The 20,183-nt window shown below is 72.8% G+C and carries 13 protein-coding genes; 3 read left to right on the top strand and 10 right to left on the bottom strand.

The window, feature by feature from the left end; all coding sequences use genetic code 11:
- Positions 1 to 62: 62 nt before the first annotated feature.
- Complete coding sequence (locus HJ588_RS18090) at positions 63 to 1,214, top strand: acyltransferase family protein (RefSeq protein ID WP_171158254.1); 1,152 nt, start codon at positions 63 to 65, stop codon at positions 1,212 to 1,214.
- Here the strand turns inward: HJ588_RS18090 and HJ588_RS18095 are convergent.
- From HJ588_RS18095 to HJ588_RS18105, 3 genes are read right to left on the bottom strand one after another with little or no spacing between them, the layout of a single operon-like run.
- Positions 1,099 to 4,968 (bottom strand): alpha-(1->3)-arabinofuranosyltransferase domain-containing protein, encoded by a 3,870-nt coding sequence (locus HJ588_RS18095; protein ID WP_171158256.1) that lies wholly within the window; start codon positions 4,966 to 4,968, stop codon positions 1,099 to 1,101. The two genes, HJ588_RS18090 and HJ588_RS18095, sit on opposite strands and share 116 nt — an antisense overlap.
- Positions 4,965 to 5,672 (bottom strand): class I SAM-dependent methyltransferase, encoded by a 708-nt coding sequence (locus HJ588_RS18100; protein WP_171158258.1) that lies wholly within the window; start codon positions 5,670 to 5,672, stop codon positions 4,965 to 4,967. The genes HJ588_RS18095 and HJ588_RS18100 overlap by 4 nt, the downstream gene beginning before the upstream one ends.
- The gene (locus HJ588_RS18105; protein WP_171158260.1) at positions 5,672 to 6,535 is read right to left on the bottom strand and encodes a class I SAM-dependent methyltransferase; all 864 of its coding nucleotides are present in this window, start codon (positions 6,533 to 6,535) and stop codon (positions 5,672 to 5,674) included. Before HJ588_RS18105 ends, HJ588_RS18100 begins: the two co-directional genes overlap by 1 nt.
- A gap of 66 nt (positions 6,536 to 6,601) precedes the next feature.
- Between HJ588_RS18105 and HJ588_RS18110 the strand changes: the two genes are divergently transcribed.
- Complete coding sequence (locus HJ588_RS18110) at positions 6,602 to 7,837, top strand: glycosyltransferase family 4 protein (RefSeq protein ID WP_343036791.1); 1,236 nt, start codon at positions 6,602 to 6,604, stop codon at positions 7,835 to 7,837.
- Positions 7,838 to 7,985: 148 nt separating this feature from the next.
- Here the strand turns inward: HJ588_RS18110 and HJ588_RS18115 are convergent, their stop codons facing one another.
- From HJ588_RS18115 to HJ588_RS18135, 5 genes are read right to left on the bottom strand one after another with little or no spacing between them, the layout of a single operon-like run.
- Positions 7,986 to 8,138, bottom strand: a complete 153-nt coding sequence (locus HJ588_RS18115) for a hypothetical protein (protein WP_171158261.1) — start codon at positions 8,136 to 8,138, stop codon at positions 7,986 to 7,988.
- A gap of 59 nt (positions 8,139 to 8,197) precedes the next feature.
- On the bottom strand, positions 8,198 to 9,961 hold the full coding sequence (locus tag HJ588_RS18120; protein ID WP_171158264.1) for an MmpA family trehalose lipid delivery protein: 1,764 nt from the start codon (positions 9,959 to 9,961) through the stop codon (positions 8,198 to 8,200).
- The gene (locus tag HJ588_RS18125) at positions 9,958 to 11,046 is read right to left on the bottom strand and encodes a glycosyltransferase family 4 protein (RefSeq protein ID WP_246242756.1); all 1,089 of its coding nucleotides are present in this window, start codon (positions 11,044 to 11,046) and stop codon (positions 9,958 to 9,960) included. Before HJ588_RS18125 ends, HJ588_RS18120 begins: the two co-directional genes overlap by 4 nt.
- Positions 11,043 to 11,873 carry a glycosyltransferase gene (locus HJ588_RS18130; RefSeq protein WP_171158266.1) on the bottom strand — a complete coding sequence of 277 codons (831 nt, stop codon included), beginning with the start codon at positions 11,871 to 11,873 and terminating at the stop codon, positions 11,043 to 11,045. The genes HJ588_RS18125 and HJ588_RS18130 overlap by 4 nt, the downstream gene beginning before the upstream one ends.
- Entirely contained in the window at positions 11,870 to 16,198 is a 4,329-nt protein-coding gene (locus HJ588_RS18135) for an alpha-(1->3)-arabinofuranosyltransferase domain-containing protein (RefSeq protein ID WP_171158268.1), read from the bottom strand. Before HJ588_RS18135 ends, HJ588_RS18130 begins: the two co-directional genes overlap by 4 nt.
- 144 nt (positions 16,199 to 16,342) lie before the next feature.
- Here HJ588_RS18135 and HJ588_RS18140 point away from each other — a divergent pair, with 144 nt between their 5' ends.
- Positions 16,343 to 17,629 carry an oligosaccharide flippase family protein gene (locus HJ588_RS18140; RefSeq protein ID WP_171158270.1) on the top strand — a complete coding sequence of 429 codons (1,287 nt, stop codon included), beginning with the start codon at positions 16,343 to 16,345 and terminating at the stop codon, positions 17,627 to 17,629.
- A gap of 9 nt (positions 17,630 to 17,638) precedes the next feature.
- Here the strand turns inward: HJ588_RS18140 and HJ588_RS18145 are convergent, their stop codons facing one another.
- Positions 17,639 to 19,342, bottom strand: a complete 1,704-nt coding sequence (locus HJ588_RS18145; protein ID WP_171158273.1) for a hypothetical protein — start codon at positions 19,340 to 19,342, stop codon at positions 17,639 to 17,641.
- Positions 19,343 to 19,346: 4 nt separating this feature from the next.
- Complete coding sequence (locus tag HJ588_RS18150; protein WP_171158275.1) at positions 19,347 to 20,177, bottom strand: class I SAM-dependent methyltransferase; 831 nt, start codon at positions 20,175 to 20,177, stop codon at positions 19,347 to 19,349.
- Between the last annotated feature and the right edge of the window lie 6 nt (positions 20,178 to 20,183).

Here is a 20,183-nt window from a genome sequence, read left to right on the forward strand (position 1 = left end):
AACGGCCCTGCGCAACGCGCCGTGTGGCGCTCGTCATACAAATCTACTGCAGAGTAGGCATTGTGCATCGGTATCGGTTGATCGACGGGTTGCGGGCTGCAGCGGCCTTGCTGGTGCTGACCGCGCACGTTGCCTTCTGGACCGGTGCCTCCAACCTCGACGTGGTCGGCGCCGTGCTCGCCCGCGGCGACGCCGGGGTCGCGATCTTCTTCGCGATCAGTGCGTTCCTGCTGCTGCGCCCGTGGCTGCGAGCGGCCGCCACCGATGGTCCGCGCCCGGACGTGCAGGTGTATGCCGTGCGCCGCGTCGCCCGGATCGCCCCGGCATACTGGCTCGCCCTCGCCGGGGTGCTCGCCGTCGCCGCCCTGTGGCCGGTCACCGGCGGGCTCGGCGGCATGGCCAAGGTGGTGCAAAACGTCTTCCTGCTGCAGGCCTACACCGGCAACACCTACCAGGGCTTCAGCCAGACGTGGAGTCTCACCACCGAGGTCGCCTTCTACGTGCTGGTGCCGTGGCTCGGCAGCGCGCTCGGCCGGTCGGTGCGTCGCTCCAGGCGCGGCACCTACCTGCGCCTCGCGGGGATCGCCGCGCTCGGGGTGGCCGCGCAGGGCGTGACCGCGGCCTGGACGGCGGCCGATCCGGCCTCGCACGCCGGCGCCCTCGGCATGAGCTTCGTCGGCCACGCCGCGTGGTTCGCGGCCGGTGCGGCGGTGGCGGTGGCGCTGGAGACCGGGGACCTCGAACGCCTCCGGGCGGTCGGGACCGGCACCTGGTGGAGCGCGGCCGCGGTGCTGCTGCTCCTTGCCTCCACCGGCATCGCCGGGCCGTGGGACCTGCGCGCCCCGACGGTGCCGCAGGCGCTCGCCAAGGAGGCGCTCTACGCGATCATCGGCGGCCTGCTGGTGCTCGGTGCCGCCCGCGGCCCGTCCGACGATCGCTGGCGGGCGGTCGCCGCCTCACCGGTCACCCGGTTCGCCGGGGACATCTCCTACGGGGTGTTCCTCTGGCACCTGCCGGTGATCCAGCTGATCTACGTCATCGGCGACCAGCCGATCTTCACCGGGTCGTTCGGCGCGGTGCTCTTCGCGACGCTGATCTTCAGCGTGCTGATCGCGTGGGCGTCGGCGACGCTGGTGGAGCTGCCGATCCTGCGCTGGGCGCACCGCGCGACGTCGCGTGCTCGACCAGCGCGCGAGCCAGCACGGCAAGGGTGAGCGTGCCGAGCAGCTGACCGGCGATCGCTCCGGCCGACTTCGCGTCGACGACCCCGAAGAACGCGAGCGCGACCCCGGCCAGCACCAGCGCCCCCAACGCCGTATGCCGCAGCAACCGGCTCGGCACGGCCGCCGCGGCCAGCCCGGCGAGCAATCCGGCCGGCCCCGCGACCAGCCCGCCGACCACGACCGCGAGCACGCCGCCGGCGATTCTGGCCGAGGTGGGGACTTCGCTGGTCGAGCAGGCCGAAGCACCGCTGGTCGAGTAGGCCGGACTGTCGCTGGTCGAGTAGGCCGGAGTGTCGCTGGTCGAGTAGGCCGAAGCGCTAGCGGAGGCCGTATCGAGACCAGCTGGCCTCGATACGCGGCCGGCTCGTCCCTCGCCGCCCGCTACTCGACCAGCACCATCGCGGCCGGCTCGTTCCTCGCTTGTCGAGTAGGCCGGACTCTCGCTGGTCGAGTAGGCCGGACTGTCGCTGGTCGAGTAGGCCGGAGCGCTAGCGGAGGCCGTATCGAGACCAGCTGGCCTCGATACGCGGCCGGCTCGTTCCTCGCCGCCCGCTACTCGACCAGCACCCTCTCGACCAGCAACCCTTCGGCGGCACAGCCACGCGGCCGCGAGGTAACCGGCGAGCAACGCGAGCGCGGCCACTCCCCCGGCCAGCAGCCCGGCGCGCTGCGGGGTGGTCGGGGTGAAGGTGAGAGTCAGCCCCTCGGCGCCACCGGCGGGCACGCGGAAGCCCTGCCGCCACCCGTCGACCTCGACCGGCTGCAGGACGCGACCGTCGCCGTCGGTCGCCCGCCAGCCGGCGTTGAAGCCCTCCGTCAGCGCGACGACACTCGTGTCTCCCGCACCGACCGAGATCGTACGACGACCCGAATCCCCTTGCGCCGCAGTGATTTTGCGGGTGGCCGACGGTGCGGCGCCCTCGGGCACGTGGCCGATCAGTGCGAGCTCGGGTTGTAGCCCGGATGCGCCGGCGACGACGACCGTGGCCTCGCCCGTCGCGGGCAGCCGCACCTCGCCGCACGGCTGGGCGGGGATGAGCCGGCGTTGTTGCAGGTCCTGCGCGCTCGGACTCGCCCGCAACGGGATGCGCGTCGTCCGACCACCGACGGTCACGGTGACCGACCCGGCCGCCCCGCACTCCCCGCTCACTACCACGTCGCCCGCCGGCGGCCGCAGCCAGACGGTCGCCGGGAACACGACGTCGCCTTCACCCGCGAGCTGCACCCGCCGGGTCAGCGTCGCGCCGTCCTCGGTCTCGTGGGTGAGCAGCAGCGCCTGACGGGTCAGGTCCACCGGTTGCGGCAGGTCGAGCACGGACCCGAGGCCGACCCCGGGCAGCTGTAGCTCCCGGATGCCCATGATCGGGTCCGTGACACCGTCCGGCGCGATCAGCCGGACCGCGACCGACCCGGCGCGCGACGGTGGCACCGACACGGTGACCTCGTCGCGCCCGCGCACCGGCACGACCTGGGTGCGGCCACCCACCTGCACCTGCACCTCCCGCGGCAGGTTCGCGCCCTGCTGCGGTGCGGCCAGTGCGATGCGCACCTCGCGCACGGTCCGTCCGCCGAGCTCCCCGCCGAGCGTCGCCGTCGTCTCGTGGTCACCGGTCAGCCAGGCCGTGCCCGGGTTGCCGTCGAACGCGGCGTAGGCGCCGGCCTGCGGACCGACGTAGGCGCGCGCGAACGGGTCTGCGCCCGAGGAGGATTCGGTCACCGAACGCCAGCCGATCCACACGCGGGCCGGTTGGCCGGCCGGGTCGGTGGCGGGTGGCAGGTCGCGGGCACCGATGCGGTCGGGCGTGTGGTCGGAGCGAGTCAGGGTCGGGCTGTAGGCCCGCGCCGTCGGGACGCCGTTGTTGTAGGCGCGCCAGCGCATGGTGTCGGTCACCACGTCCGGGCGGTCACCGGCGCCGGAGGCCGGCTGCAGCCACTCCCTCGGCGAGAGCAGCCCGGCGGCCTTGAGCGCGAAGCCGGCCTCGGGTCCGCCCGCGACGCGGAGCGGGGTGGCGGCATACGCCGTCGCGCGGGCACCGGTCGCGGGCGTCACGTCATACACGGTCAGCGCGGAGGCGCCGGAGCCGTAGGTCGCCGCGACCCGGAAGCCGGGTGAGCTGCGCAGCGTCTTCTCGATCTGCTGCCACGGCAGGGCCTGCACGCTGGGTGCGAGATCGTGGCGCAGCACGAGGCGGGTGATGCCGAGCCTGGCGAGGCCGTCGGCGAGGCTCGGCTGCGGCACTCCGCTGGCCGCCAGGCGGTCGACGGCGTCGAGGATGCGGGTCGAGGCGGGTATGCCGAGCGGCGCCGCGGCGCGGGTCACCACCGGTGATGTGGCGAGCGCCGACAGCGGCTCGTCGGTCGTCGCTCCCCACGTGTAGGTCGAGGTGCGCGAGTTGGGCAGCAGCATCGTCGAACCGCCGGATGCGCTTGCGGCAGCGTCGATTTCGTGTGCGACCTGGGTCCAGGGACGTGGCACCGCGGAGTAGGCGTCGATCGCGCCGACGCGGCCCTGCCAGATGGGGGTGGCGGCCGCGCCGACGAGCACCGCGAGCGCCGCCGGCAGGAAGCGGTCCCGCGCCCGGCGCGAGACGGTGACCCGCTGCAGCACGGCCGCGAAGCCGATGGCGAGCGGCAGCCGCAGCATCGGGTCGGCCTTGTGCACGTTGCGCAGCGGCGCCAGCGCGCCGTCGAGCAGCCCCCGCACGTCGTCGGAGAGCGGACTGCCGACCGTGCCGCCGTGCCCGAGCGCCATGAACAGCGTGGCGCCGACCAGGCATCCGAGCGTCCACCGGGCCAGGTGACCGCGCTGCCGCAGCAGACCCCAGGCGCCGATGCCCGCGACCGCGCAGGTTGCGAGGATCGCGGTGATCGACTGGGCGAGCACCCAACCGCCCTGCCACACCGGATGATCCGCGCTGTCGAGGATGTAGGCGATCCAGTCGTTGGCCCCGCGCAGCACGTTGGGCACCGAGGTGACCGCGGTGGTGATCGAGGCGGTCTCGATGTAGTCGAGGAACGGATAGGCGTAACGCCCCAGCACCAGCAGCGGCAGCAGCCACCAGAGCGCGCCGAGGATCACGGCCGGCAGCCACCAGACCAGCCGCCGCCGGCCGACCGGGTGGGTGACCAGGTAGGCGAACGGCAGGGCGAGCACGATCCCCGAGGCGGTCGCGTTGACGCCGCCGAGCGCGGCGGTCAGCACCCCGGCGAGCGCCACCTGCCGGATCAGCACCGGCCGGGGCAGGTCACGGTCGGTGAGCGGCAGCACGGCGAGCACCAGCCAGGGCGCGAGCGCCATCGGCCACGCCTCGACCGAGATCACCGGCAGCACGGTGAGCATCCGCGGCGAAAGCGCGTAGGTCGCGGCCGCGAGCAGCGCCGGCACGGCGCCGGCGACGCCGAGCCGCCGGATCAGTCGGTCGGCGCCGGCGAACGCCACGACCAGCAGGAGACTCCACCAGATCCGCTGGGTCGCCCACGCGGGCAGGTCGAGCGACCGCGCGACGCCGAACACCGGGCCCATCGGGAAGAGGTAGCCGTAGGCCTGGTTCTGCAACTCGCCGAGCCCGGCATGGGTGTTCCAGGCGTCCAGCGCTCGGCCGAGGTAACGCCAGGGCGAGATCGTCAGGTCGATCTTGGTGTCGGGCTCGGTGCGCCCCGGTGAGACGAGCCAGGGCAGCAGGCCGATCGCGATCACCGCGAGCGCCCACTGCACCCGGTGTATGGCGGAGCGCTCTGCCGTCATCGGCGCCGCAGGATCAGCAGCAGGTTCCAGGTGACGAACTCCCGCAGGCCGGGCACCCGCAGGATGTGCCGGGCCGTGTCGGGCAGGTAACGGGGTCGCGCGACGAGCAGGTCCACGTCCGGCTGCTGCCGCGCCCAGCGCAGCCCCTGCGCGATGCTGACCCGGAACAGCGTGCGGTCGATGGTGTTCTTCGGCGGGTGACCGTTGCGATGCTCGTAGCGCCGGGCGGCGCGCTGACCGCCGAGCCAGTGCCAGGGCGAGGTCTCGTGACCGCCCCAGGGCGAGAGCCAGTTGGTGTAGGACAGGAAGACCAGGCCGCCGGGGCGCACCACCCGCACCATTTCGTCGGCCGCGTGTTCGGGCCGGCGCACGTGCTCCCAGAGGTTGGAGCTGAAGACCAGGTCGACGCTGCGGTCGGCGAACGGCAGGGCCTCGGCCGTGCCGACGACTCCCCCGTCGCGCACCGACGGCACTGCCGGGTCGTGGTCGATCGGCACGTAACGCACTCCCGCCGAACGGAATTCGTGCGCAAACTCGGCCGGCCCGGCACCGACGTCGAGCATGGTCGCACCGGAGAGGTCGGTCCATTCGGCGAGCAGTTCCCGCGAGTCGCGGGCGAGCGCGCCGTAGAACACCTCCGGCCGGGTCTGCTCCACGGTGAAAGCACGGAACAGCCGCACCGATCGTCCGATGCCACGATCCATCAGGCGGGCTTCCGGGCGGTGAGGTGCAGGGTCGGGCGCAGCGCGGGCCGGGCCGCGCGGGCCGCCAGCACGAGCGGGGCGCTCGCCATACCGGCGAACAGGACGGGACGCTCGCCGAGCACGCCGTGCGGGCGCGGGCGGGGTCGCAGCATCCGGGTCAGGCTGCCGACGTCGGTGGTCAGGCTGTCGAGGGCCGGGCGGGTGATGCGCACATCGACCAACCCTACGGAGGTGGCGGCCCGGCGCAGACTCTCGGCCGTGAAGAAGCGCACGTGTGTCGGGTCCTCGAGCATCCACCAGGCCTGCCCGTAGAGCCGCAACCCGTCGCTGTCGCCCGCCGGAGTGAGGAATTGCGCCGTGCCGCCCGGCTCGAGCAGATCGGCGGCGACCTGCAGGGTGCGCAGCGGATCGGTCACGTGCTCCAGCACGTGGATGCCGTAGACGAGGTCGGCGCGCACCCGGTCGGTGTCCACCTGCTCGACGCCGGTCGCGTGCAGGTCGCCGCGGCGGCGCACCTCGGGGTCCACCGCGAGCTCGAGCTGGTCGGGGTCGGCGCCCGCGACGGCGGCCCCCGCGTCGAGGAAGCGGCGCAACATGCTGCCCGTGCCGTAGCCGATCTCGAAGACCGACCGCGGCGCCGGGCCGGACGCAAGCAGCCGGTAGGTCAGCGCGAGACGCCACCGGTCGAGGGTCGGTTCGCCGCCGTACGCGTGATCGCGGTGGCCGGCGGGCGCGGCGTCGAGGTCGCGCAGCAGGTGCCCGCAGCGCGCGCACCTGTGCAGCGTCGCGCCGCCGCGAAGGACGAACGCAGCCGTCGGACCGCCGCAGATCTCGCACGATCTGACACTTGACCGGACACTCATGTGACTTTGGTTACCTTTGAGTAGGAATCGGCGCTACTCTAGCGGCCGACCGGAGGAGACAAAGCCGTGCGTAGTGAAGAATCCGGGCCGGATCGGCCCATGCGGGTGCTCTATCTGTCGTGGCGCGATCGGGACAATCCCGAGGCGGGCGGCGCCGAGACGTTCACCGAGCGCACGGCCGAGGTGCTCACCGAGATGGGCGACCGGGTCACCATCTTCACCTCCCGATTCCCCGGCGCGTCGCCGACCGACCGGCACGGCAATGTCGACATCGTCCGCCGGGGTGGTCGCTTCACCTGCTACCCGCTCGGCCTCTGGTATGCCGCTCGGCACCGCCGCGACTTCGACGTCGTGCTCGACGTGCAGAACGGCGTGCCCTTCTGGGCGCCGCTGCTCGCCCGGCGGCCGGTCGTGAACATCACCCATCACGTGCACCGCGACCAGTGGAGCGTCATCTTCGGGCCGCGGCTGGCGAGACTCGGCTGGTTCCTGGAGTCGCGCATCGCGCCGGTGGTCTACCGCCGGTCCCGCTACGTCACCGTGTCCCAGGCCAGCCGGGACGACCTGGTCGAGCTCGGCATCGACGCCGACCGCATCGACATCGTCTACTCGGGCAACGACCGCCCGGCAGCGCTCGAGCAGTCACCGGTGCACGACCGCAGCGACACCCCGGTGCTCACCGTGCTCGGCCGGCTGGTCCCGCACAAGCAGGTGGAGATCGCGATCGACATCGTCGCCGAGCTTCTCCCGGCATACCCGCAGCTGCGGCTGGACGTGATCGGCGCCGGCTACTGGCACGAGGCGCTGGTCCGCTATGCGACCGACCGCGGAGTGCTGGACCGGATCGACTTCCACGGATTCGTCGACGACGACACCAAGCACCGGCTGCTCGGGCGCTCCTGGCTGCTGCTGATGCCCTCACACAAGGAGGGCTGGGGCCTGACGATCGTCGAGGCGGGCCTGCACGAGACGCCGGCCATCGCGTTTGCGCACGCGGGCGGCCCGACCGAGTCGATCCTGCACGGGGAGACCGGGTTGCTCGCGCTCAACCCGCAGCAGATGAGCGAGCAGGTCGGGGTGCTGCTCGGCGACGAGTCGCTGCGCTCGGCGCTCGGCCGCGCCGCTCGTGGACACGCGCTCGGCTTCGACTGGCAGCGCAGCGGGCGGGCGCTCGCGGCGACGCTGCGGTCGGTGCTGGGCCACGCCCCGCGCCCCCAGCAGCCCGCGGGGCGGCCGCGCCGGCTGCGGTCGGTCCACGAGATCGCGGCCGATCACCGGGAGGTCGGTGAGGGCGCCGCTTGAAGCGATCAGGCGTGACGGCCCGGCCCGGCGCGCCACTTCGGCGTCCGGGCATGACGAAAGGCGGCCACCCCGGTGCGGGGTGGCCGCCTTTGCGTTCGAAGTCCGGCGTCGTCGCCTGTCAGGCGATCAGTCGTGGCCGGTCAGGCGATCACTGGTTGTAGTCGATGTTCTGCGAGAACTTCTGCGGCTGGGTGATCGAGCCCTGCTGGGCGATCAGTCCGAAGATCGCCACTGCCGCGAGCAGCGCACCCACGATGGCGCCACCGACGTTGTACGCGACCTTCTTGTTTCCCTCGCCCATCGACTTGGCCCTCTCTCGTCTGACGTTGCGCCCTTGCCGTGCACCACTATAGCGGCAAGTTACCCCCGAGTCAGTCCTCTGACATCACTTCTTGACACGGTACCAAGAATCGCGCGACCCGCAACCAGGACGACCGCCGCCGCCGCGAGCAGCCAGCCGAGGTATCGCTCGGGGCCGCGCGAGTGCCGATCGGGCGTCGCGACCGGGCCCAGGTCGTGCAGCCGCAGGGTGCCGTCGCGGGCGAGCACGCGCGTGCCGGTGAGGTCCGGCATCCCCGCCGTGGTCGGCTGATCGGTCTGCACCAGCACATATCGCACGCCGGCGGAGCGCAGCACCGCGAGCGGGTCACCCGCGCCGGCGAGCGCCCGGCCGACCGCGGCCGCGTCGGGGTCCTCCCCCGGCACGTCCCGGCCGCCGGCGAGCGGGAGGCTGTCGTTGACCAGCACCCGGCGGTCGAGCAGCCGCTGCCACGGGTCGAGCACGACGACGTCGTGGTCGAAGGCGTAGCGGCGGTAGAGATTCCATGGGAACACCGCGACGCCGCCGGGCGGCAGCCGGTCGATGCGCTCCTGCATCGAGCTGTATGACGCGGGGTAGCTCACGGCGCGCCACGTCCCCCCGGCGCCCCACGCCGGGCCGGTGAGGGTGATCACCGGCCAGAGCGCCACGATCGCCGCGACGCCGAGCGCCGTCGCCCGGCCGCTGCCCACCCGCGCACCCGCGTCGCGCACCCGCTCGGCGAGGCGGCCGGCGAGCACCGCGACGAACACCATCCAGAGGCCGACGAACTTCTGTGCGTCGCGCAGCAGCCCCCCGCCGGGCACGTCGGTGACGACCGCGGTCATCACCTCGCGCAGGCCCGGCACCGCGGTGGCCGCCGCGAGCAGCAGGCCGACCAGCCCGGCGACGCCGAGACCGGCGAGCGCGGGACTGAGCCGCCATACCCGATCGCGGACGGCGAGCGCCAGGCACAGCAGGACCACGAGCAACGCCAGCCCGGAGGTCACCGGCGACTCGCGGCCGGCGAACCAGACGCCGGAGTTCCAGATGCCGCCGCCGGTGAGCAGCGAGCCGATCACACCCCACGGCGTGTCGGGGCGGGACATGAAGGCCTCGACCCCGGCGCGGCTGCTCTCCTGCGACGGCGCGAGCACCAGGTAGGCGTACCACCAGGTCGCGTTGGCGAGCAGGAAGACCAGCAGCGCCCAGCCGAGATCGGCCAGTCGCCGCCGCACCGGTTGCGTGTCGCCCGGCACCGCCAGCGTGCACAACACGGCGATCAGGCCGAGCACCGCGCCGGTGGAGCCGGTGGCCGCAGAGAGCAGCAGCCAGACGCCCAGCCGCACCGGTGCCCGCGGGCTGCCCTCCCGGCAGGCCGCGGCCGCCGCGACGAGGAACGGCAGGCAGGAGTAGCCGAGCAGATAACCCCAGTGCCCGATCGCCAGCCGCTCGGCGACATACGGGTTCCAGGCGGCGGCGAGCGCGGCCGCCGCGGCGCCGAGCCGGGTCCGCGACAACGCACCGACGCCGGCGCCGACACCGGCGAAAACCACCAGCAGCACAAGCTTTTCGACCACCCAGCCCGGCATGAGGTGGGAGAGGAGGGCCACGACGAAGTCGTTCGGGACGGCGCGCGGCACCGAGCCGTCGACGCCGAGCGTGCGGTCGCCGAGGGGCAGGCGCGGCACGAAGACCAGGTCGTAGAAGAGCAGGTAGCCGGGCCGCAGCCCCGGACCGAGGGCGAGCAGGCCGCACGCCAGCCCGACCAGGCCGCCGATCGTCCGCTGGCCAAGCCGCGCTCCCGCTCGGTCCGGCGCGGTCATCGCCCGGCGTGAGTCTCGATGTCGGCGAATGCCTCGCCCATCCGCACGCACTGGGTGGCCAGGTCGTGGTCGGCGACCATGCGGTCCCGGTTGACCACGCCCACTCGCAGGCGGCGGTCGGCGTCGGTGAGGAAGGTCAGCAGACCGTCGGCCAGCGCCTCCACGGTGTCCTCGACCATGAGGTTCGGGGGCTGCACGGCCTCGTCGTTGGTGCCGCACCGGGTGGTCACAACCGGCAGGCCGCACGCCTGCGCCTCCAGGTAGGCAAGCCCGAGCTGCTCGGTCCACTTCCAGGTCGGCCGCGGGGCGGTGCAGAAGACGGCGGCGTGGCGCAGCAGGTCGGCGACACCGTGCGCGTCCAGCTGCCCGGCGAGGGTCACCCCGGCGGAGGGGTCCGCGGCCGCCGCGGCCACCCGGTCGCGCAGGGGCCCGTTGCCGGCGACCACCAGCCGCGCCTCGGGCAGCTGCCGGCGCACCAGCTTCATCGCGTCCAGCACCCGGTCGATGCCCTTGTTCGGGGCGAGTGGCGAGACGAATGCCACCGTCGGCGCGGCGGTCGGGTGATCGGCCGGGGCGAAGATCGTGGTGTCGACGCCGGGCTTGACGACCCGGATCTTGTGATCGGGAAAACCGTTGTCCAGCAGGTGTTCTCGCGCGGCGTCCACCATGCAGAGGAAGAGGTCGGCACCGCGCGATGCCGCGACGGCCCGGTTGTAGGGCGGCACCTTGTAGAGCGGCTGGTCGGGCAGGTTCTCCCAGGTGATCACCGCCTGCAGCGGACGACGGTCGCGGCGCCACCCGCTCGCCTGGCCGGTGACGAGCGAGCACAGCTCGAGCGTCGTCACCCAGTCGTATGCCGAGGGCTCCTGCTCGTCGAGGCCCCGCACCCAGGCGAGCGCCCCGGCCTCGATGAAGCGCTTGACCGGGCGCCGGTAGGTGCTCGGCACCCAGGTGATGTCGCCGACCGGCTCCTGCGCGGCCAGCGCGGTGACCGACGTGCCGGGCATCCGGCTCATCCAGTAGAGCTCGCGGCGGGGCCGCTGATCGGGCAGCGACACCCACAGCAGGCGGCGCGGGGAGCTCATCGGGTCGCCTCCGCGCGGTCGCGGCGCCCCCGGCGCGCGCCGAGGGCGTAACCGACGGCCTCCAGACTCCGCAGCACCACCATGCCGCCGGCGTGCGCCGGATCGGCGGCGAGCCGTCGCCAGTTGGCGGCATACGCCTTGAGCACGGCGCGGCCCTGCTTGCCGACCGCACCGTCGTGCTGCCCGGCGAAGGCCGGAATGCTGCGCCCGTAGTAGTAGCGCTTGCTCAGCACGTCGCCGACCGTGAGCCGCCCCTCGTCGTGGTCGACGATGATCGGGGCGAGCTCGATGCGCCGGCCCTCGGACCGCATCCGCAGCCTCAGGTCGGCGTCCTCCGGGCCGGACATCGCCAGGTGGAAGCCGCCGTCGCCGAGCAGGTAGTCGCGGCGCACCAGCCGCGGGTTGTGCAGCCAGGGCTGGTCGAGGTAACACTCGCGCTCGAGGGCGCGGCACGCGGTCCAGAAGCCGCTGCCGATGGTGCGCTCGGGCAGCGCGACACCGGTGGCACCCGACCGCAGGGCGGTCGCGACCGCGACCTCGACGCTGCGGGGCGGCAGCACCATGTCGCTGTCCAGCCACAGCACCCACTGGCCGGTCGCCTCCGCGATGCCGAGGTTGCGCTGGGCGGAACGCTCCGGTCCCCCGGTGAACGTCTCGTCGGCGAATTCCCTTGCAATGGAAGCAGTTTCGTCGGTGCTGTGGTTGTCGACCACGATGAGTTCGATGCGCGGGTAGGTCTGCGCCCGCACCGACGCCAGGCATGCGCCGATCGTGCGGGCGTTGTTGCGGGTCGGCACGACCACGCTGACCAGGGGCTCTTCGCTCACGTCGGGTCATCCTCCGGGTGTGTGGACTCGACCGGTGCGGCGATCCGCTCGCGCAGTGCACCGGCCAGGCCGATCACCAGCCCGGCACCGGCAAGATAGTGCGGCCACATGCTCTTGGTCACCCCGTCGGCGCTGATCTGGCCGCGCAGATCGCCGAGCGCGACCAGGTAGACCGCCATCGAGGCCAGCAGCAGCACCGCGCCCGCCGCCTGCAGCCACCAGGACGGCACTGGGCGGCGACGCAGCAGCACGACGACCGCGGCGCCCGCGACCAGGCCGGCCCAGCCGACGAAGAAGCCGCCGAGCAGCACCAGCGTCACCTCGAGCACGGGGCGCGGCAACCGCCCACGGACCCGGGCGAGTATGCCGGGCCGAGCCGCTCCCGCGGCAGTCTCGCGGGAGGCAGCGTGAGCGGGCCGGTGCGCGGGCGCGTGGGCGCGTGCTGCGGCACTGCCCGCCACGGCACCGTCGTCGCGAGCAGTGTCGTCGCCGGCCGTGTTGTCACCGGCAGTGTCGTCGTCCCGCTCGGGACGGCCCGCGCCGCTGCCCCACTTGCGGCGGAAGAACGGGAACACCGCGAGCGCGACCGCGCCGAACACGGTGAAGACGCTCACCCCGAGGGCGATGTCGGCGATCAGCTGCGGGGTGTAGCGGATCTCGATCGTGTACTTGCCGGCCTTCGGCAGACTCCAGCCGGCCGAGTAGCCGTCGACCAGCTGCGCGGGCCCGAGGTCCTTGCCGTTAGCGGTGGCGCGCCAGCCGCCGGCGATGCTCTGCCCGAGCACCACGGTCGCCGGCCCGGAGGTGGTGACCGTGAGCAACTTATGGGTGGCCGAGTCGTCGCGCACGGTGGTGACCGGCTGCGCGGGTTTGGCGGCGGCACGGTCGTAGTCGTCGTCGAACTGCAGCGAGTCGAGGGTGAAGCCGGAGACCGGCTCGATGCGGTGCTGGCCCTTGGTGAGGCGCAGGGTGCCGCAGCCGACCCAGTCGCCACCCTGTGTGGTCGGGCCCTGCAACTGGCCGGCCGGCCGCATCCGCAGCGGCTTGCCGTCGACGGTCGCGACCTGCACGCACCGCGGGTCCTCGGGACCGGCCGCGGCGATGGGGCCGGGCACGATCGCGGGGCCCATCGTCATACCGGTGTCGATCGTCGGGAATTTCGGCGGGATGCCGCCGCGCTTGCCGGCCGTGTCGTCGACGGTCATCCGCACCGTGCTGCCGCGCAGCGGCTTGCCGTCGACCTCGGGCACCGCGATGTCGGTGGTGCCGTCGCGGTCGAGCGTGCCGCTGGCGACGTTCTTGCCGTCGACCGAGATCGTCACGCGGCGGGCGTAGGCGTTGTCCCTGCCGTCCGGGTTGCCGTTGCCGGGCCGCTGGGTGATCCGCACCGAGCTGATCTCGCGCTCCGGGCCGCCGATCTGCCACCATGCATCGGCGAGGTTGCTGCCCGGCTGCCAGGCGGTCGCGCCGTCGGCGTCGGCAGCGGCGGAGGCCCGCACGTCCGGGTTGCTGAAGTAGAAGCCGGAGGACCGCGCGCTCTGCGTCGAGGGGTAGCCCGCGAGCTGGTCGTAGACCGCGTCGAAGGAGCCGGTGACGCGGATGGCCGCGGTGCTGTCGAAGGTGCGGTCGTCGGGCAGGCTGACCTGCCGGCGGAGCGCTGTCTCGGCGTCGTCGCTGGTCGAGGAGCTACCCTGCTGGCGGGTGAGCAGCACGTGCAGCGGGGTGGCGTCGAACTCCGCACGCTGGGCGGGCGTGAGCCCGGCGTAGAGCGCGTCGTAGGTCAGCGGGGTGCGCGCGACCCGGCGCGCGAGCTGGCCGGGCATCTGGATGTCGCTGATCCCGACCAGGTTGTACCCGCCGCCACGGGTCGAATCCACCGTGACCGTCACCGTTTTCGCGGAGACGCCGCCGAGGTCGAAGTCGGCGTAGCCGGCATCGGGCAGCCGCTTGGTGACCGCGTTGCCGCCGGCGCGCACGGTCACCTTGTCGATCCGGCTGGTGCCGACCTGCGCCTGCTTGATCCGCATCGTGTTCAGCCGCACCGGTGCCGGCTGGGTGATGGTCAGCGCGTTGCCGGCACCGCGGTCGAAGTCGCCGAACAGCCACGCGGTGTCCGGGTCACCGTCGAGGGCGTTCTCCGGCACGGCATACGGCAGGTCGAAGAACGCGCCGCCCTGGGAGGTCGCGCTCACGAGCGCGCCGTCGCGCTGGAGAACGGTTTGGTCGGCCGGGTTGTCCCCGAGCGTGCGGGTGGCACCGAGCGGCTGGTCGGCGGCGAGCAGCGCCCCCTCGTTGTTGGCGAGCCGGTTGGTGATCGCGTCCCGCCGGGCGTTGGTGTCGGTGAGCACGAGCGTGTGGTCGCCGCCGAGCGAGGCGGCCAGCTGCGCCGGCGAGAGGTCCTGCGCGTAGCGGAAGGACGGAGTGGCACCGAGCAGGCCGCCAGCCACCATCGCCGGCACCGACCAGCCGTCACCCGCCACCACCAGGGAGTTGTCGGCCGGCTCGACCCGGAGCGACGTGCGGGGGTCGGTGACGGCGTACTGCTGCAACGGTGGCAGCAGCTGCTCGCCCGCGGAGATGGCGTCGGTGTTGCCCGCGAAGACCCACTCACCCTCGCTGCCGAAGTTGCGCACCCCGCGCAGGCCCTTGTCCTCGTTGGTGATGCCGGCCAGCTGGGCGGGCCGCAAACCGCCGGTGTCCTCCCAGATCGTGTCGTGGCGCATCAGCACGGTGTCCGCGCCCAGGTAGCGGGCGTAGGTCGACATCGTGCCCGGCGGCACCACGGAGTTCTGCACGGTGGCGTCCAGCGACTGCAGGAAGTTGCCGCCCGGCGCCGACGCGTTCGGGGTCGTCTCCGGGATCACCACCTGCCGGGTGAAGAGCGAGTTGGCGACGTCGTCCGGCCGGTCGACGGTCCACCGGTAGGCGGGCCGGGTCTGGCCGGGCATGAAGAGCACCCCGGCCCGCGGGTCGCCCTTGTTGATCGACGCGGCGGCGTTCTTCCAATAGGCCGGGATGTCCATCGGCGAGGTGTAGAGCCGGTTGGTGAGCGCCGGCAGCGTCCAGGCGAAGACGAGCAGCGCGGCGAGCGCACCGGTGATCGGTGCGAGCCCCTCGCGGCGCATCAGCCGCGGGGCGACCGCGACGACGCCGGCGGCGATGGCGAGCGCGAACCCGAGGGCGAGCACCGCGCCGACCTTGTTGGTGGTCCGGAACGCGCCCATCGCCGGCAGGTCGAGGAACCACTGGTAGACGTAGCCGAACGGCGACGCCGGGCGCGCCGCCGACGGGAAGACGCCGACCATCAGCACCGCCGCGATCGCCACGCTGAGCGCGGCGAAGATCCGCGCGGCGCCGCGCAGCCAGCGCATCGAGACCAGGGCGAGCGCCGGCCAGAGGATGGTCAGCACCATCACCACCGGGCTGGTCAGGTAGACCGCGTCCTGCGGCACCCACGCCCCGTGGCTGTCCTGCCCGTAGAGCGACCACAGCCCCACCCCGCGCAGCACCTCGGGGTATGACGAGACCTTCGCGATGCCGGTGAGTGTCTCGGACTCACCGACGATCTGGTTGCCGGTCGAGATCGCTCCCGCACCGGGCACCAGCCAGTAGACCGACACCCCGACCACGAACAGCGCGCACCGGCCGAGCACCGCGACCAGGTGCTGCCACGGCGTGCGCCATACCCGCAGGGCGGCCACGCAGATCGGCAGCAGCGCCAGCAGTCCGAACAGCGGCACGACCGCGACGTTCATCCCGCTCATCGCGAAGAACGTCAGCCCGAAGACCGCGGGCCAGGCCCAGTTGCCGGGGCTCCACCAGCGCCCGGCCGCCGGCCGCTGCACGGCGCGGACGAAGACGAGCACGTTCCACGGCAGCAGCGCCATCGGCAGCGCGATCGCGAGGGTGGTGCCGGCCTGCACGGTGTAGGGGTTGGCGAGCATGACCACGCCGGCGGCGAGGCCGCCCCACTGACCGGCCCTCGGCACCAGGCGCCGGGTCAGCCGCGCGGTGCCCCACGCGGTCGCCAGCCACAGCGCGAAGTGGAAGATCTTGAACGTCCACTCCGGCGACAGCCCGATGCCGCGCAGCGCGGCCGTGACGAGCAGCACCGGGACCAGGCCGACGTTGAAGTTGGGCGACCCGAGGTAGGGCGACGACGTCCACGCCGAGAGGTACTGACCGATCATCCGCCCGGGCGCGAGGTAGACCTCGGGCTTGATGTCGGTGTGGAACGAGCCGAGCCCGTTCAGGGCGACGATCAGGGCCAACACGAGGGTCAGCCCGGCAACCGTCAGGCGGTATGCCGTGACAGGTCGGCGCAAGACGGTCGGCTCCCAAGAGACTGGTCGGCAGGGTCGGATCGTGGGCTGAGCCACAAAGTGACGATCAATATAACTGCTGAGTAACCTGAGTCACGTCATGGCTCACCTGTGAGATCCGATCCCGAACGTCAGGCCGCCCGCATCGTGTCCGATCGCCCCCGCCGCAGACCCGCCGTCCGCAAGACGGCACTCGGTGCGCTGCTCGGCATCGCGATGGGCCTTTCCAACGTGCTCGGCTACCTGGTCGTCATGCTGCTGTCGCGGCCGCTCGGGCCGGCGGCGTTCGGCGGCTACACCGCCCTCTCGACATATGGCGTGCTGCTCTCGATCCCGGCCGGTGTCTTCCAGGTGGTGGTCGCGCGCCGGCTGTCCGGCAACGACAGCAACCACACCAACAACAGCACTCACGGCGACACCGGAAACCCCGCGACCTCCGCGATCGGGCCGGCACTGCTGATCGGTGCCGGCTGCTTCGTGCTGACGGCCGCGATCGCGCCGCTGCTCAGCCGCCTGTTCCACCTGCCGTCGGCGGCGCCGGTGCTGCTCGGCGCGATGCTCGTGCCGATGATGGTGACCGGCTGCTTCCAGGGCATGCTGCTCGGCCGGCACCGGCTGCGGGCGCTGTCGGCGCTCTATCTGGTGACCGCGCTGACCCGGGTGGTGGCCGCGGTGGTGTGTGCCGCGCGCGGCTTCGGGGTGACCCAGGTCTTCGCCGCGATGCTCGTCGCGGGCTCGGTGTCGGCGCTGTTCGGGGCGTGGCTGTGCCGGGCCGACCTGCGCTCGCTGCCGATGACCGGCCACGAGCTGGCCGGCGAGATGCTGCGCTCGAACAGCACGCTCGCGGCATACATCGCGCTGACCAACGTCGACGTGCTCTTCGCCCGCCATTTCCTCACCCCGCACGACTCCGGCGGTTACGCGCTCGCCTCGACCTTCGGGCGGGCGGTCTGCTGGGGCACCCAGTTCGTGGCGCTGCTGGTCGTGCCGCGGATGCAGCGGCACGGCGCGACCCGTGCCCTGCTGCGGGCCAGCGCGGTGGTCTTCGGCATCGGCGTGGTCGGCTTCGGCATCGTGGCGATCTCCCCCAGCGGCTGGATCACCGTCGCGGGCGGCGCGGACTACCGGGAGTTCGGCGGCCTGGCGCTGCTGTGCGTGCTGCTCGGGATCGCCTGGGCGGTCGCGCAGGTCTGGTTGTTCAGCGAGATGAGCACCAACACCGGCGCGTTGGGCGCGCTGACCTGGGGCGTCATCGTCGCCGAGTGCCTTGCGCTGGCGCTCTGGTGGCACGACTCCCCCGAGCAGATCGCGATCGTCTGCCTCGTCGGCGCGCTGGTGATCGCGCTCGGCGGGCTGCTGCGGGTGACCCTGCAGCACCGCACCCGCATCGAGCTGACCGAGGAGTCGGCGGTCGCGGTCGCCGACCGCGCCTGAGCGGCCGGCTCAGCCCACCCACACGGTGGTCACCGTGTCCGGTGCGCCGTGGAATCTCACCTGCCCGAGCCTGATGCCGCCCTGGGGCGCCGGACCCGCGGCCTTGCCGTTCACGATGTCGATCAGCACGATCTGGACCGCCGCCCTCGGCGCCCGGTCGCGCAGCCGGAAGTCGGTGTCCTCGGGCTGGGGCCAGGGGGTGAGCGCATAGGTCGGGTAGCCCGCCGCGGGCAGCAGGTAGGCCAGCGCCTGGGTGAGGCTGGCAAAGGGCAGGAAGCCGTCGCCGTCGACCCGCACGGGCGTGCCGGGTGGCACGTGCTTGCGCAGGTAGCCCACCGCGAGCGAACCGACGCCTCGCGCCTGGTCCGAGTCGTCCCACTTGTAGCTGCCGAGCCCGGCGACGCCCACGAGCAGGCTGACCACCACGAGCGCGGCGGCGACCGCCGAGGGTGCCCGGCCGGGGCCGGTGGTGCCGAGCCGCCCGAGCAGCGCCGTGAGGTGGGGCCACGCCGCGAGCAGCAGCACCGACCAGCCGAACGCGACGATCGCGAGCAGCGCGACGAACCAGTAGGTCGGCACGTAACCGGCCCTGATGTTCCAGGTCGACAGCCCGAAGGAGACGAAGGCGAGCACCCAGACGACGCCCCCGGTGCCGACCACGCCGAGTCGCACGCGGCGTCCGGAGCGCCGGGCGGCGACGAGCGCGACCAGCTCACGCACCAGCAGCGCGACCATTGCGAGCGCGAACACCACGCCGCACACCACCGTGACCGCGGTCGGGGACGGCATCGCCACCGCCCGCGCGAAGGGATAGAGGCCGGGCAGCGGCGTCAGGCCGCTCAGCACCGCGCCGGTGATGTCGAGGGTGCCGATGCGCGCCCCGGCCCCGCCGCTGGTGGCGTATGACGCGAGCTGCTGCAGGTTGTTGGGCCGGTGCTGACCGAGCTCGACCAGGCTCGGCAGCCACACCAGCAGCAACGCCCCGGCCGCGACGAAGCCACCGATCACGCTGCGGCGAAAGCGCGTCGACTCGATGCCCGCGCGCACGCGGACCGCGCCCACCACGAGCAGCACCGCGCTCAGCGCCCCGACGAGCACGACGTTGGCCAGGTTGGCCTGCGCCACGTAGGAGGCCGCCACGACATACAGCCAGGCGGGAGTGGGGCGGCGGGCCAGCAACGCCCAGGCGCAGAGCAGCATCAGCAGCGCGGGGAAGGCGGCCGGGTAGGGGTTCAGCGGGCGCACCACGCCGCCGATGCCGAGCAGACCCTGCATGCAGACGGCCGCGCCGGTCATGATCAGCAGCAGGGGCGTCCCGCCGATGCGGCGCGCCACCCAGAGGCAGCCGAGCGCCGATGCCGCCACGATGGCGAGGCTGCCGAGCAGGATGCCGGCCGGGCGCTCACCGACCAGCACGTTGAAGGGTGCCATCAGGTAGAACTGCATCGGCCCGGGCTGGTGGGCCGCAAGGGCCGGGTCGGTGACCCCGGTCGTGGAGCGCATGCCCATCGTGGGCGGATGCGCGCTGAAGACGTCGTGCACCTTGGCGGCCAGCAGGCCCTCGTCGCCCTGCGGGGTCCAGCCCCCGACGACCAGCCGGACATACGCGATCACCATGGGCGCCAGCACCGCGCACCCGCACGCGGCGCCGACCAGCTTGCGGCCGCGCGAGGCGGCCGCGTCGATCCTCGTGCTCAGCTCCCCCGAACCCAAGAAATCAGCCTCCGTCGATCGCCCGTGACCGGCCCATCACCACGCCCGCGACCTTCTTGGCCACTCCCGGGAAGCGGCTGCCGACCGCCCACGCGGCACTGTTGAGCTGCTTCTGCAGCGTCGTCTGGTAGACCCGCAGCGCCTCGTCGGCCTTGCTGAGCCCCCGCTTGGCCCCAGTGCGGCGGAAGACCAGCGCGTGCAGCCCGTTGGCCCACCGCGGGTCGTCGGCGTGCGCTGCGTCCCAGGTGGCGACGATCTGCCAGCCGGGGTGCCGGCGCAGGAACATCCGGTGCGCGCGCTGCACGACCGGCCAGGTCGCGTCGTCGACCAGCACCAGCGCCTCGTCGGCGAGCAGCGGCTCGGCCACCGCAAGGGCCAGGTAGTGCGCCAGGACGGTGTGTTCGCCGTCGTAGAAGTAGATGCCGACCGGCTTGTCGATCAGGCCCGGCTGCGCCATCAGCTTGAAGCAATCGCCTTCCAGCAGGTGCACTGTCGCGCCCCCGGCACGGGTGCGCAGATTGTCCTGGAGTTCGGCCCGAGCCTCCTGGCCCGCCATCCCGAACTCCAGGAAGTTCTCCATCGCGTAGAACGTCTTGTCGGCGTTGCCCTGGGTGGCGCCGACCAGCGAGCGGCCCTTGAACGTGCCGACCTCGAGGTAGGCCTCGTCGTCCGGCAGCAGCGACGCGGCCAGGTTGAGCACCGCGAGCTCGTTGGGGCTGGTGAAGCCGGTGACCTCCGCACCGATCTGCGCCCAGCGCGGGTCGGTCGGGTCGGTGTCCTGCGGGTCACCCGGGAAGACGGTGCCGAGGGCGTCGAAGAATCGCGAGGTCTGCATGAGCGC

Source organism: Flexivirga aerilata (assembly GCF_013002715.1).
Taxonomy (GTDB): Bacteria; Actinomycetota; Actinomycetes; order Actinomycetales; family Dermatophilaceae; genus Flexivirga; species Flexivirga aerilata.

Excerpts from the sequence above, each read along its gene's own strand:
- HJ588_RS18095 (WP_171158256.1), bottom strand. The coding sequence starts at position 4,968 with ATGACGGCAGAGCGCTCCGCCATACACCGGGTGCAGTGGGCGCTCGCG.
- HJ588_RS18100 (WP_171158258.1), bottom strand. The coding sequence starts at position 5,672 with ATGGATCGTGGCATCGGACGATCGGTGCGGCTGTTCCGTGCTTTCACC.
- HJ588_RS18105 (WP_171158260.1), bottom strand. The coding sequence starts at position 6,535 with ATGAGTGTCCGGTCAAGTGTCAGATCGTGCGAGATCTGCGGCGGTCCG.
- HJ588_RS18115 (WP_171158261.1), bottom strand. The coding sequence starts at position 8,138 with ATGGGCGAGGGAAACAAGAAGGTCGCGTACAACGTCGGTGGCGCCATC.
- HJ588_RS18120 (WP_171158264.1), bottom strand. The coding sequence starts at position 9,961 with ATGACCGCGCCGGACCGAGCGGGAGCGCGGCTTGGCCAGCGGACGATC.
- HJ588_RS18125 (WP_246242756.1), bottom strand. The coding sequence starts at position 11,046 with ATGAGCTCCCCGCGCCGCCTGCTGTGGGTGTCGCTGCCCGATCAGCGG.
- HJ588_RS18150 (WP_171158275.1), bottom strand. The coding sequence starts at position 20,177 with ATGCAGACCTCGCGATTCTTCGACGCCCTCGGCACCGTCTTCCCGGGT.